13 protein-coding genes are annotated in these 15,065 nt (G+C 70.8%); 7 read left to right on the plus strand and 6 right to left on the minus strand.

Translation table 11 applies throughout. The features are described from left to right. The first annotated feature begins 43 nt into the window (after nt 1–43). The 6 genes from QM788_RS12075 to QM788_RS12100 are packed head-to-tail and all read left to right on the plus strand — an operon-like array spanning nt 44 to nt 5,319. Complete coding sequence (locus QM788_RS12075) at nt 44–814, plus strand: 3-hydroxybutyrate dehydrogenase (RefSeq protein WP_415661721.1); 771 nt, start codon at nt 44–46, stop codon at nt 812–814. A 46-nt stretch (nt 815–860) separates the two neighbouring features. Next, nucleotides 861–3,653 (plus strand): M16 family metallopeptidase, encoded by a 2,793-nt coding sequence (locus QM788_RS12080; protein ID WP_415661722.1) that lies wholly within the window; start codon nt 861–863, stop codon nt 3,651–3,653. Between the two features lie 30 nt (nt 3,654–3,683). Then, nucleotides 3,684–4,106: a VOC family protein gene (locus tag QM788_RS12085; RefSeq protein WP_415661723.1), complete on the plus strand. Its 423-nt coding sequence runs from the start codon at nt 3,684–3,686 to the stop codon at nt 4,104–4,106. Beyond that, a complete protein-coding gene (locus QM788_RS12090; protein WP_415661724.1) occupies nt 4,106–4,639 on the plus strand; it encodes a hypothetical protein in 534 nt (177 codons plus the stop codon). Before QM788_RS12085 ends, QM788_RS12090 begins: the two co-directional genes overlap by 1 nt. 4 nt (nt 4,640–4,643) lie before the next feature. After that, a complete protein-coding gene (locus QM788_RS12095) occupies nt 4,644–4,805 on the plus strand; it encodes a hypothetical protein (protein ID WP_415661725.1) in 162 nt (53 codons plus the stop codon). Then, nucleotides 4,795–5,319 (plus strand): hypothetical protein, encoded by a 525-nt coding sequence (locus QM788_RS12100; RefSeq protein ID WP_415661726.1) that lies wholly within the window; start codon nt 4,795–4,797, stop codon nt 5,317–5,319. Before QM788_RS12095 ends, QM788_RS12100 begins: the two co-directional genes overlap by 11 nt. Here QM788_RS12100 and QM788_RS12105 read toward each other — a convergent pair. The 6 genes from QM788_RS12105 to QM788_RS12130 are packed head-to-tail and all read right to left on the minus strand — an operon-like array spanning nt 5,304 to nt 12,122. Then, the gene (locus tag QM788_RS12105) at nt 5,304–7,304 is read right to left on the minus strand and encodes a M3 family metallopeptidase (protein ID WP_415661727.1); all 2,001 of its coding nucleotides are present in this window, start codon (nt 7,302–7,304) and stop codon (nt 5,304–5,306) included. The genes QM788_RS12100 and QM788_RS12105 overlap by 16 nt on opposite strands. 11 nt (nt 7,305–7,315) lie before the next feature. Further along, nucleotides 7,316–7,660, minus strand: a complete 345-nt coding sequence (locus QM788_RS12110) for a hypothetical protein (RefSeq protein WP_415661728.1) — start codon at nt 7,658–7,660, stop codon at nt 7,316–7,318. Between the two features lie 6 nt (nt 7,661–7,666). Further along, nucleotides 7,667–7,945 carry a type II toxin-antitoxin system Phd/YefM family antitoxin gene (locus tag QM788_RS12115; protein WP_415661729.1) on the minus strand — a complete coding sequence of 93 codons (279 nt, stop codon included), beginning with the start codon at nt 7,943–7,945 and terminating at the stop codon, nt 7,667–7,669. Between the two features lie 56 nt (nt 7,946–8,001). Then, nucleotides 8,002–8,850, minus strand: a complete 849-nt coding sequence (gene folD, locus QM788_RS12120; RefSeq protein ID WP_415661730.1) for a bifunctional methylenetetrahydrofolate dehydrogenase/methenyltetrahydrofolate cyclohydrolase FolD — start codon at nt 8,848–8,850, stop codon at nt 8,002–8,004. A gap of 60 nt (nt 8,851–8,910) precedes the next feature. Continuing rightward, complete coding sequence (locus QM788_RS12125) at nt 8,911–9,534, minus strand: response regulator transcription factor (RefSeq protein WP_415661731.1); 624 nt, start codon at nt 9,532–9,534, stop codon at nt 8,911–8,913. After that, entirely contained in the window at nt 9,531–12,122 is a 2,592-nt protein-coding gene (locus QM788_RS12130) for a PAS domain S-box protein (protein ID WP_415661732.1), read from the minus strand. Before QM788_RS12130 ends, QM788_RS12125 begins: the two co-directional genes overlap by 4 nt. A 186-nt stretch (nt 12,123–12,308) precedes the next feature. Here QM788_RS12130 and aceE point away from each other — a divergent pair, with 186 nt between their 5' ends. After that, nucleotides 12,309–15,020, plus strand: coding sequence for a pyruvate dehydrogenase (acetyl-transferring), homodimeric type (aceE, locus tag QM788_RS12135; RefSeq protein ID WP_415661733.1), 2,712 nt, complete (start codon nt 12,309–12,311; stop codon nt 15,018–15,020). Nucleotides 15,021–15,065: the final 45 nt, after the last annotated feature.

Raw genomic sequence — 15,065 nt, forward strand, 5'->3', positions numbered from 1 at the left:
GCGTCCTTCTGAAATTCATCGTAGCAACAGCAAGGACTCCTCCATGTTGAAAGGCAAAACCGCCCTCGTCACCGGCTCCACCAGCGGCATCGGCCTGGGCGTCGCGCTGGCGCTGGCGCGCCAGGGCGCGAACATCATCCTGAACGGCTTCGGCGACGCCGAAGGCCCCCAGGCGGCCGTGGCCGCGCTGGGCGTGAAGGTGGGCTACCACGGCGCCGACATGAGCCAGGCCGGCGAGATCGCCGCGCTGGTGGCCTATGCGGACGCGGCGTTCGGCGGCATCGACGTGCTCGTCAACAACGCCGGCATCCAGCACGTCGCGCCGGTGCAGGCCTTCCCGGCCGAGAAGTGGGACGCGATCATCGCCATCAACCTCTCGTCCGCCTTCCACACCACGCGGCTGGCGCTGCCCGGCATGCTCGCCCGGGGCTGGGGCCGCATCATCAACATCGCCTCGGCGCACGGCCTGGTCGCGTCGGCGCAGAAGTCGGCCTACGTCGCGGCCAAGCACGGGCTGGTGGGCTTCACGAAGAGCGTCGCGCTGGAGACGGCCACCTCGCCCGTCACCGTTAACGCGATCTGCCCGGGCTGGGTGCTGACGCCGCTGGTGCAGAAGCAGGTGGACGCGCTGGCCGCGCGCGAGGGCGTGGACGACGCCGAGGCCAGGCGCCGCCTGCTGGCCGAGAAGCAGCCGTCGCTGCAGTTCACGACGCCGGAGGAGCTGGGCGCGCTGGCGGTGTTCCTGTGCTCGGAGGCCGCGCAGAACGTGCGCGGCCAGGCCTGGGCGGTGGACGGCGGCTGGACGGCGCAGTGACGCGCATGGCCTCGGTGCCCTGGCGCGACGAAACGGAATGAACGGGATGACGATGAACTTGCATGGATGGATGCCGGCCCGCCTGGGCGCGGCCTTGCTGGCGCTGGCGTTGGTGCAGGGCGCGGCCGCGCAGCCCGCGGCGGTGGCGAAGAAGCCGCGCGCCGAGCCCGCTGCGGTGGTGGCGCTGCCCGAGCGGGTGCGGGCGCTGGGCGGTATCGAGGAGTACCGCCTGGCCAACGGCCTGCAGCTGCTGCTGCTGCCGGACGCGACGCAGACCACCACCACGGTCAACATCACCTACCGCGTCGGCAGCCGCCACGAGGCGCCGGGCGAGTACGGCATGGCCCATTTGCTGGAGCACCTGCTGTTCAAGGGCACGGCGCGGCACACCGACATCCCCGGCGCGATGGCGCAGCGCGGCGTGCGCTTCAACGGCACGACGACGGTGGACCGCACCAACTACTTCGCGTCCTTCAACGCCAACGCCGACACGCTGGCCTTCCTGATCGACCTGGAGGCCGACCGCATGGCCAACAGCCGGGTCGCCAAGGCGGACCTGGACACCGAGATGACGGTGGTGCGCAACGAGTTCGAGCGCGGCGAGAACCAGCCGTTCGCGGTGCTGGCCCAGCGCGTCAGCGCGGCGGCGTTCGCCTGGCACCCCTACGGCCACGCGACCATCGGCCCGAAGAGCGACATCGAGAACGTGCCGATCGAGCGGCTGCAGGCCTTCTACCGCCGCCACTACCGGCCGGACAACGCGACGCTGCTGATCGCCGGCAGCTTCGACAAGCCGGCCACGCTGGCGCTGATCGCCCGGCACTTCGGCGCCGTGGCCCGGCCGGCCGAACCCATCCCGCAGCCCTACACGGTGGAGCCCGCGCAGGACGGCGAGCGCACGGTGGTCGTGCGCCGCGTGGGCGGCCAGCCCCTGCTGCTGGCCAGCTACCACGTGCCGGCCATCACCCACCCCGACACGCCGGCCATCCTGGTCTACGGCCTGCTGATGAGCCTGCAGCCCAGCGGCCAGCTCTACAAGCAGCTGGTCGAAACCAAGCTCGCGGTGGCGGCCGGCATCTCGGGGTTGGGCGGCGTCGATCCCGGCACGACCAGCGCCTTCGCGGCGCTGCCGCCCGGCGCCGACGTGGCCCAGGCCGAGGCGCTGCTGCTGGACCTGGCCGAGGGCCGCGCGGCGCCGTCCTTCGACGAGAGCGAGCTGGCGCGGGTGCGCGAGCTCGCCGTCAACAGCTACCGCCAGCAGATGAAGAACCCCGAGGCGCTGATCCAGCAGATCTCCGGCCTCATCGCCGCGGGCGACTGGCGGCTGCTGTTCCAGCTGATGGAGGACATCCCCAAGGTCACGCTGGCCGACGTGGCGCGCGTGCGCGCCGCCTACTTCAAGCCGGCCAACCGTACGCTGGGGCGCTACCTGCCGGCCGGCAGCGTCGAGCGCGTGGAGATCCCGGCCGCGCCGCCGCTGGACCAGCGCCTGGCCGGGCTCAAGGGCCCGCCCCAGGTGGAGGAGGGCGAGCAGCTCGACCCGGTGCCGGCAGTGCTGGAGTCGCGCATGGTGCGCACCACGCTGCCCAGCGGCATCGCGCTGCACACGCTGCGCAAGCAGACCCGCGGCAACACCGTGGTGCTGCAGATGCAGCTGCGCTGGGGCGAGCGCGACGCGACCTTCGCGCGCCGCGGCACCGACCTGGTCGGCCAGCTGCTGGACGAGGGCAGCGCCGGCTACAGCCGCCAGCAGCTGCAGGACGTGCTCATCAAGCTGCGCGCCGGCTTCAGCGTCGCCAGCCGGGACCAGGGCGCCACCGTCTTCGTCAGCGCCGAGCGCGACACGTTGCTGCCCGCGCTGCGCGTGGTGGCCGACGCGCTGCGCCGCCCGGCCCTGCCGCAGGCGGCGTTCGACCGCCAGGTCAAGGCGGCCCTGGCCGCCCTCGAGGCTTCGCGCCAGGAGCCGGGCGTGCTGCGCCAGGAGGCCACGCGCGCCCACTACAACCGGGCCCGCGGCGTGAGCCTTGGCCACCCGGACTACGTGATGGGCGTGGACGAGCGCATCGCCAGCCTGAAGGCGACGACGCTGGACGACGTGCAGCGCTTCCACGCCGACTACTGGAGCGCCAACGAGGCCCAGGTCAGCGTCGTCGGCGCGCTGCCGCCGGGCCTGGACGCCGAGCTCGACCGGCTCTTCGGCGACTGGAAGAAGCCCGCCGCGCCGCGGTTCGTGCGCCACCTGCCCCGGCACGTGGCGATCCCGCCGGCGCGCTTCGACGCGATCGCGCGCGACAAGGCCAACGCCATCGTGCGGCTGCACCAGGCGCTGCCGCTGAACAGCGAGGACGCGGACTACCCCGCGCTGGAGCTGGCCGTGCACATCTTCGGCGGCGGCGGGCTGGAGAGCCGGCTGGCCGAGCGCGTGCGGCAGAAGGAGGGCCTCACCTACGGCATCGGCGCCTCGCTGAGCGCCGGCTTCTGGGGCGACGCCGGCAGCTTCGCGATCCAGGCCAGCTATGCGCCGGACCGGCGCGAGCGCGTCATCGCGGTGATCCAGGAGGAGATCGCGCGCATGGGCCGCGACGGCGTGACGGCGGCCGAGCTGGCGCGCGCGAAGCAGGACATCCTCGAAGGCCGCCGGCAGGCCCGGGCCGACCCCGCCGCGCTGGCCGGCGGCCTGGCCAGCCTGGCCGAACGCGGCCAGACCTGGGCCGCCGCCCAGGCCCGCGACGACGCGCTGGCCGCCGTCACCGCCGCGCAGGCTCTGGCCGCCTGGCGCAGGCACATCCGTGCCGAGGGCTTCATCATCTCGACGGCGGGGGACTTCAAGACTCCGTAGAGTCGGCATCCCGATGCCGAGGAGACCGCGATGAAGATCGATCCCTACCTGTTCTTTGACGGCCGCTGCGAGGAGGCCATCGAGTTCTACAAGCGGGCGCTGGGCGCCCGGGTGGAATTCATGATGCGCAACTCCGAGAGCCCGGAGCCGCTGCCCGAGGGCAGGCTGCCGCCGGGTTCGGAGCACAAGATCATGCATGCCTCGCTGCACATCGGCGGCGCGCTGGTCATGATGTCCGACGGCATGTGCAGCGGCGAGGGCGGCTTCCGGGGCTTCTCGCTGTCGCTGGACTGCGCCGACGCCGACACCGCCCGCGAGGCCTTCGCCGCGCTGGCCGACGGCGGCCGCGTGGCCACGCCGCTGGGCCGGACCTTCTGGGCGCCGCTGTTCGGCATGGTCACCGACCGCTTCGGCGTGAACTGGATGGTGAGCGTGTCGGACGACGCGAAGTGATGGCGGCCGCCGCCGCGCTGCCCCCGCACCTGCGGGCCGACTGCTCGGCCTGCGCGGCGCTGTGCTGCGTGATCCCGCCGTTCGACGCCTGCCAGGGCTTCGGCTTCGACAAGCCGGCCGAGACGCCCTGCCGCCACCTCGGCGCCGACCACCGCTGCGGCATCCACCGCGAGCTGGCCGCGCGGGGCTTCGAGGGCTGCGCGGCCTTCGACTGCCTGGGCGCCGGCCAGCGGCTGACGGCCCAGGCTGCCGAGCGCTTCGGCAACGCCGACTGGCGCGGGCGGCCCGAGGTGGCGCGCTGGCTGTTCGCCGCCTACCCGCGGGTGCGCCAGGCCCAGGAATGGCTGGCGCGCCTGCACCTGGCCGCGGCCGTGACCGGCCGGCCCGCGCTGCGGGCGCTGGCCGGCGAACTGGCGGCCGAGGCCCCGCGCTGGCCGGACTGGAGCGCGGCCGAGCGGGCCGGCTGGCAGGGCCGCGTGCAGGCGGCGCTGGCGCCGCTGGCACAAAATCCGGCCTCGACTTCCAGGAACTGATGCGATGTATGGATTGATGGGCAGTCTGAAGGCTGCCGGAGGCCGCTGCGCCGAACCGAGACGCCTGCTGCCGGCCGTCAAGGCCTTGCTCGCGCAGGCCATGCCGCTGACCGCGGCCTTCGGTGAGCGCCGCGAGACCCGACCCGTGGGCGGCCATGCTCTCTGATTTCGTCGAGCCCAAGTGGCAGCGGCCGCGCGGCGTGCGCCCCGTGCATGTGGTGGCCGTGCTGTGCGCGCTGGCGGCGGCCGGGAGCGTGCTGGGCCTGTTCAACGAGTTCGGCGTCCTGCCCACCGACACCCGCGGGGAGCGGCAACTGGTGGCGACCGTGGACCTGCGCCTGGGCACGCCCGCGCTGGCCGCCGAGCGGGGCGCGGCCCAGGCGCGGTTCGACGTGGCGGCCGGCGAACTGAAGCTGCAGACCGTGGGCCCCAAGCCGTCCCGGGCCGAGAAGGCGCGGGCCGAGCGCATGACGCAGCGCTACGGCGTCGCGTGGGTCCGGCGGAGCGAGGAGGTCACGCCGCTGGCGTCGGCCTATGCGGAGGCCTACAACCGCGTGATGCATGCCGAGATCGAGCGCCGCCATGGCAAGGCGGTGGCGGACGGGCTGCTGGGCTTCGAGGCGGCGGCCCGGCCGCACGGCGGCGGCGCCGCGGCCGCTGGGGGTCAGGCCATGCCCTGATGGCGCAGCAGCGCGTCGATCTTCGGCTCGCGGCCGCGGAAGGCCTTGAAGTTGTCGATCGCGTCGCGCGCGCCGCCCTGCTCCAGCACCTCGTGCAGGAAGCGCCGGCCCGTGGCGGCGTTGAACACGCCTTCCTCCTCGAAGGCGCTCCAGGCGTCGGCGCTCAGCAGCTCGGCCCACTTGTAGCTGTAGTAGCCGGCCGCATAGCCGCCCGCGAAGATGTGCGAGAAGCTGTGCTGGAAGCGGTTGAACGCGGGCGGGATCAGCACGGCGACCTCGGCGCGCACGGCGTCCAGCAACTGCTGCACGTCGGCCTCGGCGCCCGGCTCGCCGTGCAGCCGCATGTCGAACAGCGCGAATTCGATCTGGCGCAGCGTCTGCAGCCCGCTCTGGAAGTTCTTGGCCGCCGTCATCTTGTCGAACAACGCGCGCGGCAGCGGCGCGCCGGTGTCGACGTGGCCGCTCAGCTGCTGCAGCACCTCCCACTCCCAGCAGAAGTTCTCCATGAACTGGCTGGGCAGCTCGACCGCGTCCCACTCGACGCCGGAGATGCCGGACACGCCCAGGTCGTCCACCTGCGTCAGCATGTGGTGCAGGCCGTGGCCGAACTCGTGGAAGAGCGTGATGACGTCGTCGTGCGTCAGCAGCGCCGGCTTGTCGCCCACCGGGCTGGCGAAGTTGCACACCAGTTGCGCGACCGGCAGTTGCTGCTCGCCCGAGGGCTTGAGCCAGCGGCTGCGCACGTCGTCCATCCAGGCGCCGGGGCGCTTGCCGGGGCGGGCGTAGAGGTCGAGGTAGAAGCTGGCGATGGGCCGGCCGCTGCGGCGCAGCTCGTAGAACTTGACGCTGTCGTTCCACACCGAGGCGGCGGCCTCGGCGACCTGCACGTCGAACAGCCGCTCGATGATGCCGAACAGCCCGGCGACGACCTTGGGCGCGGTGAAGTACTGCTTGACCTCCTGGTCGCTGAAGGCGTAGCGGGCTTCCTTGAGCTTTTCGCTCCAGTACGACACGTCCCAGCTTTCCAGCGGCTGGCCCGCCGCGAACTCGCGCAGCTCGGCCAGGTCCCTCTCGGCGAAGGGCCGCGCGCGCTGGGCGAGGTTGCGCAGGAAGGCGGCCACCTCGGCCGGCGACGAGGCCATCTTGGGCGCCAGCGACACCTCGGCGAAGCTGGCATAGCCGAGCAGCCGCGCCTCCTCCTGCCGCAGCGCAACGATCTCGCGCATCGCGGCGGTGTTGTCCCACTCGGGCCTGCTTCCCGATGCCATGACGTCGCTGGCGCGGGTCACGTAGGCGCGGTAGAGCTTTTCGCGCAGGTCGCGGTTCTCGGCGTACTGCATGACGGGCAGGTAGACCGGGAAATGCAGCGTCAGCTTGTGGCCGCCGTCGTCGAGCCGGGTCGCGTCGAGCACGTCCTGCGGCACGCCGGCCAGCTCGTCAGCGGTGGCGACGTGGCTCCAGCCGTCCGTCGCGTCGAGCACGTGCTCGCTGAACTGCTGCTGCAGCTCGGCGCTGCGCTCCTGGATCGCGGCGTAGCGCTCGCGCGCCTCGCCCTGCAGCTCGGCGCCGGACAGCACGAAGTCGCGGATCGCATGCTTCAGCAGCTGCCGGCGCGGCGCGCTCAAGGCCGCGCCCTGCGCCGCCATGACGGCCTTGTATTTGGCGAACAGCGCCTCGTTCGCGCCCATCGCGGTGCTGAACTCGGTGACGGCCGGCAGCATCGCGTTGTAGGCCTCGCGCAGTGCGGGCGTGTCGGCCACGGCGTTCAGGTGGCCGACGGCGCCCCAGGCCGCGCCCAGGCGCTCGGTGGCGGTGTCGAGCAGGCGCGACAGCGTGTCGTAGTCGGCCGGCGTCTCGGGCTTGACGGCCTCGTCGAGCGCGGCCTGCGCGGCGGCCAGCAGCTCGGTGATGGCGGGCTGCACGTGTTCCGGGCAGATGGCCGCGAAGTCGGGCAGGGCGGCGGTGGAGAGCAGGGGGTTGGTCATGGGGCGGGTATTCAGAGTCCGAAGCTCAATGGGCGCTCGTGTTTCAGCGCCAGCAGGAAGACGCGATTTTCGTCGTGTGCGTAGAGCAGCACATGGGGCTTGAGGACGAGTTCGCGCAGCTCGGGCAGGCCCAGCGCCGCGGCCTGCGCCCGCGCGCGTTCGGCCAGCGCGCGGCCCTGGGCGGACTGGGCTTGCAGAAAGCGCGCCGGGCGCCCCGCGGCCGGGTTCCAGCGCAGCAGTTCGCGGGCCTCGCGCAGTTGCGCGAGCAGCCGGGCGTGGCGCGCCTCGGCGCTGGCGCGCAGGTCGCGGGCGAAGGACTGCGCTGCCTGCAGGCGGGCGTTGGCCGGCAGCGGCATCGGCGGTCAGCCCAGCGCGGCGTCGAGCGCGGCCTCGTCCAGCACGCGGCCGGCCGCGATGTCGGCCAGCCCTTCCAGCGCCGCCTGGCCGAGGAGGAGGTGGCCGTGCTCGGCTTCGAGCGCGTGGTAGTAGTCCAGCTTGCGGGCATCGACCAGGGCCACGTAGCTGCTGCCGTTCTTGGTCAGCAGCTTTTCATGGCCGCCGGTGACCACGTCCTCGGCCAGTTCGGTCAACCGGGCTCGGGCATCGCTGATGGGTACGACGTCACTGCTGCGCAAACCCATGACAACTCCTGTTAATGAATTTGTTGCGGGATCGTGCAACGCCTGGCAGGGTCGAGTCAAGCCCGTTCGGCGGACTCCAGCGTGTTGACCAGCAGCATCGCAATCGTCATCGGCCCGACACCGCCCGGCACCGGCGTGATCCAGCCGGCGACGTCCTTGACGCCGTCGAAGTCCACGTCGCCGCACAGTTTGCCGGCGTCGTCGCGGTTCATGCCCACGTCGATGACGACCGCGCCGGGCTTGACCATGTCGGCCGTCAGCACCTTGCGCTTGCCCACGGCGGCGACGATCACGTCGGCCTGGCGGGTCATGGCACCCAGGTCGGCCGTGCCGCTGTGGCAGACGGTGACGGTGGCGTTCGCGGCCAGCAGCATCATCGCCATCGGCTTGCCGACGATGTTGCTGCGGCCGATCACGACGGCGTGCTTGCCGCGCAAATCCTTCATGCCGATGCTCTCCAGCATCTTCATGCAGCCATAGGGCGTGCAGGCCTTGAAGCCCGGCTCGCCGACCATCAGCGCGCCGGCCGACGCGACGTGGAAGCCGTCCACGTCCTTGGCCGGCGAGATGGCCTCGATGACCTGGTAGTCGTCGATGTGCGGCGGCAGCGGCAGCTGCACCAGGATGCCGTGGATGCTCGGGTCGGCGTTCAGCGCCGCGACGCGGGCGAGCAGGTCGGCCTCGGTCATGCTCGCGTCGTACTTCTCCAGCACCGAGTGGATGCCGGCTTCCTCGCAGGCCTTGACCTTGTTGCGCACATAGACCTGGCTGGCCGGGTTGTCGCCCACCAGCACGACGGCGAGGCCGGGCCGGCGGCCCTGCGCGGTCAGCGCGGCGGCGCGCCGGGCCACTTCGGCGCGGGTGGCTTTGGACAGCGCGAGGCCGTCGATCAGTTGGGCGGTCATGGGGAACTCCTGAATGCAAAGAGGCCGCATGCAGCGGCCTCCGTGAGCTTGTGGGGTGGGTCAGGCCTTCGCCGTGGCACCGAGGGCGATCTTCAGCAGGTCGGCCACCGTGTTGGCGTTGAGCTTTTCCATGATGTTGGCGCGGTGCGCCTCGACGGTCTTGATGCTGATGCCGAGGTCGTCGGCGATCTGCTTGTTCAGCCGGCCGGCGACGATGCGCTCCAGCACCTGGGCCTCGCGCGTCGTCAGCCGGGCCAGCAGCGCGTCGCGGCTGGCGGCCTCCTGGTGGCTGGAGAAGGCGTCGCGGGCCTGGTCGAGCATGCGCTCAACGAGGGCCAGCAGTTCCTCTTCCTTGAAGGGCTTCTCGATGAAGTCCATCGCGCCCTTCTTCATCGTCTGCACGGCCATCGGCACGTCACCGTGGCCGGTGATGAAGACGATGGGCAGCGGGCTCTTGCGCTCGATCAGGCGGTCCTGCAGCTCCAGGCCGGTCATGCCGTCCATGCGGATGTCGGCGATCAGGCAGGCCACCTCGCGCGGGTCGTAGCGGGACAGGAAGGATTCGGCGGAGTCGAAGCACTTGACCCGGTAGTCCTTGCCTTCGAGCAGCCATTGCAGGGAGTCGCGGACCGCTTCGTCGTCGTCGACAACGTAGACGTTGCCCTTCTTCGGGATCAGGCTCATGGTGTGGTGGATTCGGTTCTCTGCGCGCTGCCGGCAGCGTCGGCACGCAGGTGTTCTGAGGTCATCGTGACCGGGATCGTGAAGGCGAAACGGCAGCCGACGACAAGCGGGCCATTGTAGAGGTTCTCCGCTTTTATCCGGCCCTGGTGGGACTCGACGATGGAGCGGCACAGCCCCAGGCCGATGCCCAGGCCGTCGGCCTTGGTCGAGAAGAAGGCCTCGTACATCCGGGCCAGCACCTCGTCGGGCAGGCCGGGGCCCATGTCGGTCACCGAGAACTCGATCTGCCCGCCCAGCTCGGCGCTGTGCTTGGGCACGACGCGCAGCTCGATGTGGCGGCGCGAGGTGGGCAGCGAGGCGTTGTCGATGGCCTCGGCGGCGTTTTTCAGCAGGTTCATCAGCACCTGTTCGATGAGGATGGGGTCCACCATCAGCTGCGGCAGCCGCTGCGCGACGTAGGTGTGGATGGCGACGTTGCGGCGGCGAAGCTCGATGCCGGCCAGCTCCACCGCGTCCTCGACGATGTCGGCCGCGTGCGCGGGCTGGCGCTGCGGCTCGCTGCGTTTCACGAAGGCGCGGATGCGGTGGATGATCTGCCCGGCCCGCTCGGCCTGCTTGGCCGTCTTGACCAGCGCGGCCATCAGCGCGTCCTTGTCGATGCTGTCGGCGCGCACGCGGCTGACCATGCCGTTGCAGTAGTTGGTGATGGCGGTCAGCGGCTGGTTCAGCTCGTGGGCGACGCTGGAGGCCATCTCGCCCATGGTCATCAGCCGGCTGGTGACCTGCGCCTTCTCGGCCTGCAGCGCGGCCTGCGCCTCGGCGTGGCGGCGCATCGTGATGTCGGTGGCGATCAGCATCTGCGCCAGGCGCCCGTCGGTCCACTGCAGGTAGCGGGCGCGCACGTCGAACCACATGGCCAGCGACTCGACGTAGACCTCGCGCGGGTCGGAGCCCATGTCGGTCAGCGCCTCGGCGGGCAGGCCGGAGTAGTCGTCCACCTCGTCGGCGCCGTCGTCCAGCGCGCCGCGGCGGCTGGTGGTGCCGGTCAGCTGGCCGCCGGCCAGTAGCGCATGGCCGGCGGGGTCGGCGCCGAACCACAGCCGGTAGCTGCGGTTGGCGAACAGCAGCTCCGGCGGGTTCACGGACAGCACGGACACGGCCGCGTCCAGCCCCTCCAGCACGGTGGTGAAGCGCTCGTGCGAGGCGCTGAGCTGGTCGCGCACGCGCTTGGCCTCGGTGATGTTGGTCATCGAGGTCATCCAGCCGGTCTGCTTGCCCTTGGTGTCCACCAGCGGCGAGACGTAGACGCGGGCGTCGAACAGGCTGCCGTCCTTGCGCTGGATCTTCACCTCCACGCCGCCGGACGGGCTTTTGCCCTGCAGTTCCTGCTGCAGCGCGCGCGCGTTGTCCTCGGGGCGGTCGTTGGGCCAGAAGGGGTAGGGCGGCGTGCGGCCGACCAGGTCGTTCTCGGTGAAGCCCGTCATCGCGCAGAAGGCCGGATTCACGTAGGTGATGCGCTTGTCCAGGTCCATCGCCCGCATGCCGGTCAGCATGGAGTTCTCCATCGCGCGGCGGAAATTGGTCTCCAGCGTCAGCGCGTTCTGGATCTGCGTGCGCCGGCGCATGTGGCGCCAGCTGCCCAGCAGCATCCACACCGTCAGGCCGGCCAGCGCCAGCACCAGCCAGAACAGCGCATTGCCGATCAGGCCGATCGAGGTGCGCCAGCCCTGGCCGCGCAGCACCAGGCCGTTGAGCGCGGGGGCGAGCGGCACGTCGTGCACCAGGGCCGCGCGGCGCTGCACCTGGCCGGGCATGGGCGTGACGGTGCTGGCGACGACCTCGTCGCGCGGCGCGTCCAGCACCGCGATGCTGTGGCGCGTGGCCACCTCGCTGGGCACGTAGTAGCGCAGCAGCGCCTCGACGGTGTATTCGGCGATCAGCACGCCGGCGAAGCCGCCGCGGTCGATCAGCGGGATGTGCAGCTGGAAGACGGTGATGCCGTCGGCGTCGGTGAACGGCGGCGAGTAGACCGGCTGGCGGCGTTCCCTGGCGGCCTCGAAGGCGATGGCCGCCGCGTTGGACTGGTTGGGCAGCGGCAGCGACGGGTCGCTGCCGTCGGCCAGCATCGGCCCGTCGTCGCGGAAACCGGCCGCGCCCACGCTGCTGCGGCGCTCGCGGCGCGCGCTGAGCCAGGCCACGTGCGTCAGCTCCGGCCGCTCGCGGGCAAAGGCCTGGGCCTGGGCGGCGAACTCGTGCGCGTCGATCTGCCGCGTGACGACCTCGCGCGCGATGCGCACCAGCTGCTCCTGGTTCTCGATCAGGCGCAGGCGGATCTGCTGCTGCGCGATCTCGGTGTCGCGCTTGACCGATTCGGTCTCCCGCTCGATTTCCTCGTTGCGCAAGTACCAGAACGCGGAAATGATCGCCGCCAGGAACAGCAGCACCGAGATCAGCGGCCCCAGCGTGGCCAGGCGGTCCTGGCGCGACGGCGACTGCCGGAACCACCAGGAAGCGATCAGCCGGCGCAGCGGCGCCAGCAGGCGCTGGCGGCGGCTGCTGGCCGGGGAGGCGGGGGCGTCGATGGGCATGGCGCGAAATTATCCGGGGTGGCATTCATGGCTTGTAATTTCATATTAAGAAATCGTTTCGCACCATTTGGGAATTGCTGGGGCTTGTGAGACACTGCGCCCGCTCGCGGGCCCGGGGCCCGCGTCTTGCACCCGTCAGCACCCCCAACCCCGCCCGGTAGAGGCGGATTGAACAGGAGACCGGCCATGTCCGCCCAGCCGCAAGAGTTCCCCGGCGCCGCCGCGAACGACAACGATCCGCAGGAGACCCGCGAGTGGCTGGACGCCCTCTCGGCCGTCATCGACCGCGAGGGCGCCGAGCGCGCGCACTTCCTGATCGAGGAACTGCTCGAGCACGCGCGCCAGCACAGCATCGACCTGCCGTTCTCGGCGACCACGGGCTACGTCAACACCATCGAGCCCGAGGCCGAGGCGCGCTGCCCCGGCAACATCCAGATCGAGAAGCGCCTGCGCGCCTACATGCGCTGGAACGCGATGGCCATGGTGGTGCGCGCGAACCGGCTGAACCCGGCGGACGGCGGCGACCTGGGCGGCCACATCGGCTCGTTCGCGTCGCTGGCGTCGATGCTGGGCGCCGGCTTCAACCACTTCTGGCACGCCGAGAGCGAGGGCCACGGCGGCGACTGCCTCTACATCCAGGGCCACAGCGCGCCCGGCGTCTACGCGCGCGCCTTCCTGGAGGGCCGGCTCAGCGAGGCGCAGCTCGACAGCTTCCGCCAGGAGGTGGACGGCCATGGCCTGTCCAGCTACCCGCACCCGAAGCTGATGCCCGATTTCTGGCAGTTCCCGACCGTCAGCATGGGCCTGGGCCCGCTGATGGCGATCTACCAGGCGCGCTTCCTGAAATACCTGCACGCGCGCGGCATCGCCAACACCGAGAACCGCAAGGTCTGGGCCTTCATGGGCGACGGCGAGATGGACGAGCCGGAAAGCCTGGGCGCCATCGGCCTGGCCGCGCGCGAGGGGCTGGACAACCTCGTCTTCGTCGTCAACTGCAACCTGCAGCGCCTGGACGGCCCGGTGCGCGGCAACGGCAAGATCATCCAGGAACTGGAAGGCGAGTTCCGCGGCAGCGGCTGGAACGTCATCAAGCTGATCTGGGGCAAGGGCTGGGACGAACTGCTGGCGCGCGACAAGAGCGGCAAGCTCAAGCAGCTGATGATGGAGACGCTGGACGGCGACTACCAGGCCATGAAGGCCAATGACGGCGCCTACGTCCGCCAGCACTTCTTCGGCAAATACCCCGAGACGGCCAAGCTGGTCGCCCACATGAGCGACGATGAGGTCTTCGAGCTGCGCCGCGGCGGCCACGAGCCCGAGAAGGTCTACGCCGCCTTCCACGCCGCGCACCACAACACGACGGGCCAGCCCACCGTGCTGCTGGTCAAGACCGTCAAGGGCTACGGCATGGGCAAGGCCGGCGAGGGCAAGAACACCGTCCACCAGACCAAGAAGCTCACCGACGACGACATCCGCTACATCCGCGACCGCTTCAACATCCCGGTGCCGGACAGCGAGCTGGCCAAGATCCCCTACTACAAGCCGGCCGAGGACACGCCGGAGATGCGCTACCTGCACGAGCGGCGCCAGGCGCTGGGCGGCTACCTGCCGCACCGGCGCGCCAAGGCCGACGAGCAGTTCAAGGCGCCCGAGTTGGCCACCTTCCAGGCCGTGCTCGACCCGACTGCCGAGGGCCGCGAGATCAGCACGACCCAGGCCTACGTCCGCTTCCTGACCCAGTTGCTGCGCGACAAGGAGCTCGGCCCGCGCGTCGTGCCCATCCTCGTGGACGAGGCGCGCACCTTCGGCATGGAAGGCCTGTTCCGCCAGATCGGCATCTACAACCCCAAGGGCCAGCTCTACACCCCGGTCGACAAGGACCAGGTGATGTACTACCGCGAGGACAAGGCCGGCCAGATCCTGCAGGAAGGCATCAACGAGGCCGGCGGCATGGCGAGCTGGGTCGCCGCCGCGACGAGCTATTCGACGAACAACCGCATCATGGTGCCGTTCTACGTTTACTACTCGATGTTCGGCTTCCAGCGCATCGGCGACCTGGCCTGGGCGGCCGGCGACATGCAGGCGCGCGGCTTCCTGCTCGGCGGCACCTCGGGCCGCACGACGCTGAACGGCGAGGGCCTGCAGCACGAGGACGGCCACAGCCACATCCTCGCCGGCACCATCCCCAACTGCGTCAGCTACGACCCGACCTTCGCGCACGAGGTCGCCGTCATCATGCAGCGCGGCCTCAAGCGCATGGTGGAGGACCAGGAGAACGTCTTCTACTACATCACGCTGCTGAACGAGAACTACCCGATGCCCGGCCTGAAGCCCGGCACCGAGGAGCAGATCCTCAAGGGCATGTATCTGCTGGAAGAGGCCGACGCGGGCAAGGCCGCCAGCGTCAACCTGCTGGGCTCGGGCACCATCCTGCGCGAGAGCCAGGCCGCCAAGGTCCTGCTGGAGCAGGACTGGGGCGTGGGCGCCAACGTCTGGAGCTGCCCGAGCTTCAACGAGCTGGCCCGCGACGGCCAGAACGCCGAACGCTGGAACCTGCTGCACCCGACCGAGCTGGCCTGCGTGCCCTTCGTCACGCAGCAGCTCGGCCGCACCCAGGGCCCGGTCATCGCGTCCACCGACTACATGAAGAACTACGCGGAGCAGATCCGCGCCTTCATCCCCAAGGGCCGCTCGTACAAGGTGCTGGGCACCGACGGCTTCGGCCGCAGCGACTTCCGCGCCAAGCTGCGCGAGCACTTCGAGGTCAACCGCCACTACATCGTCGTCGCCGCGCTGAAGGCGCTGGCCGACGACGGCGCGATCCCCGCCACCCGGGTGGCCGAGGCGATTGCGAAGTACGGCATCAACGCCGACAAGATCAACCCGTTGTATGCGTGACCACCCCGGGGTGCACCCGAGGGCCTGGCAAAGCCAGTTCCACGG

The sequence above is a fragment of the Roseateles sp. genome (assembly GCF_047654785.1).
Taxonomy (GTDB): domain Bacteria; phylum Pseudomonadota; class Gammaproteobacteria; order Burkholderiales; family Burkholderiaceae_C; genus Pelomonas.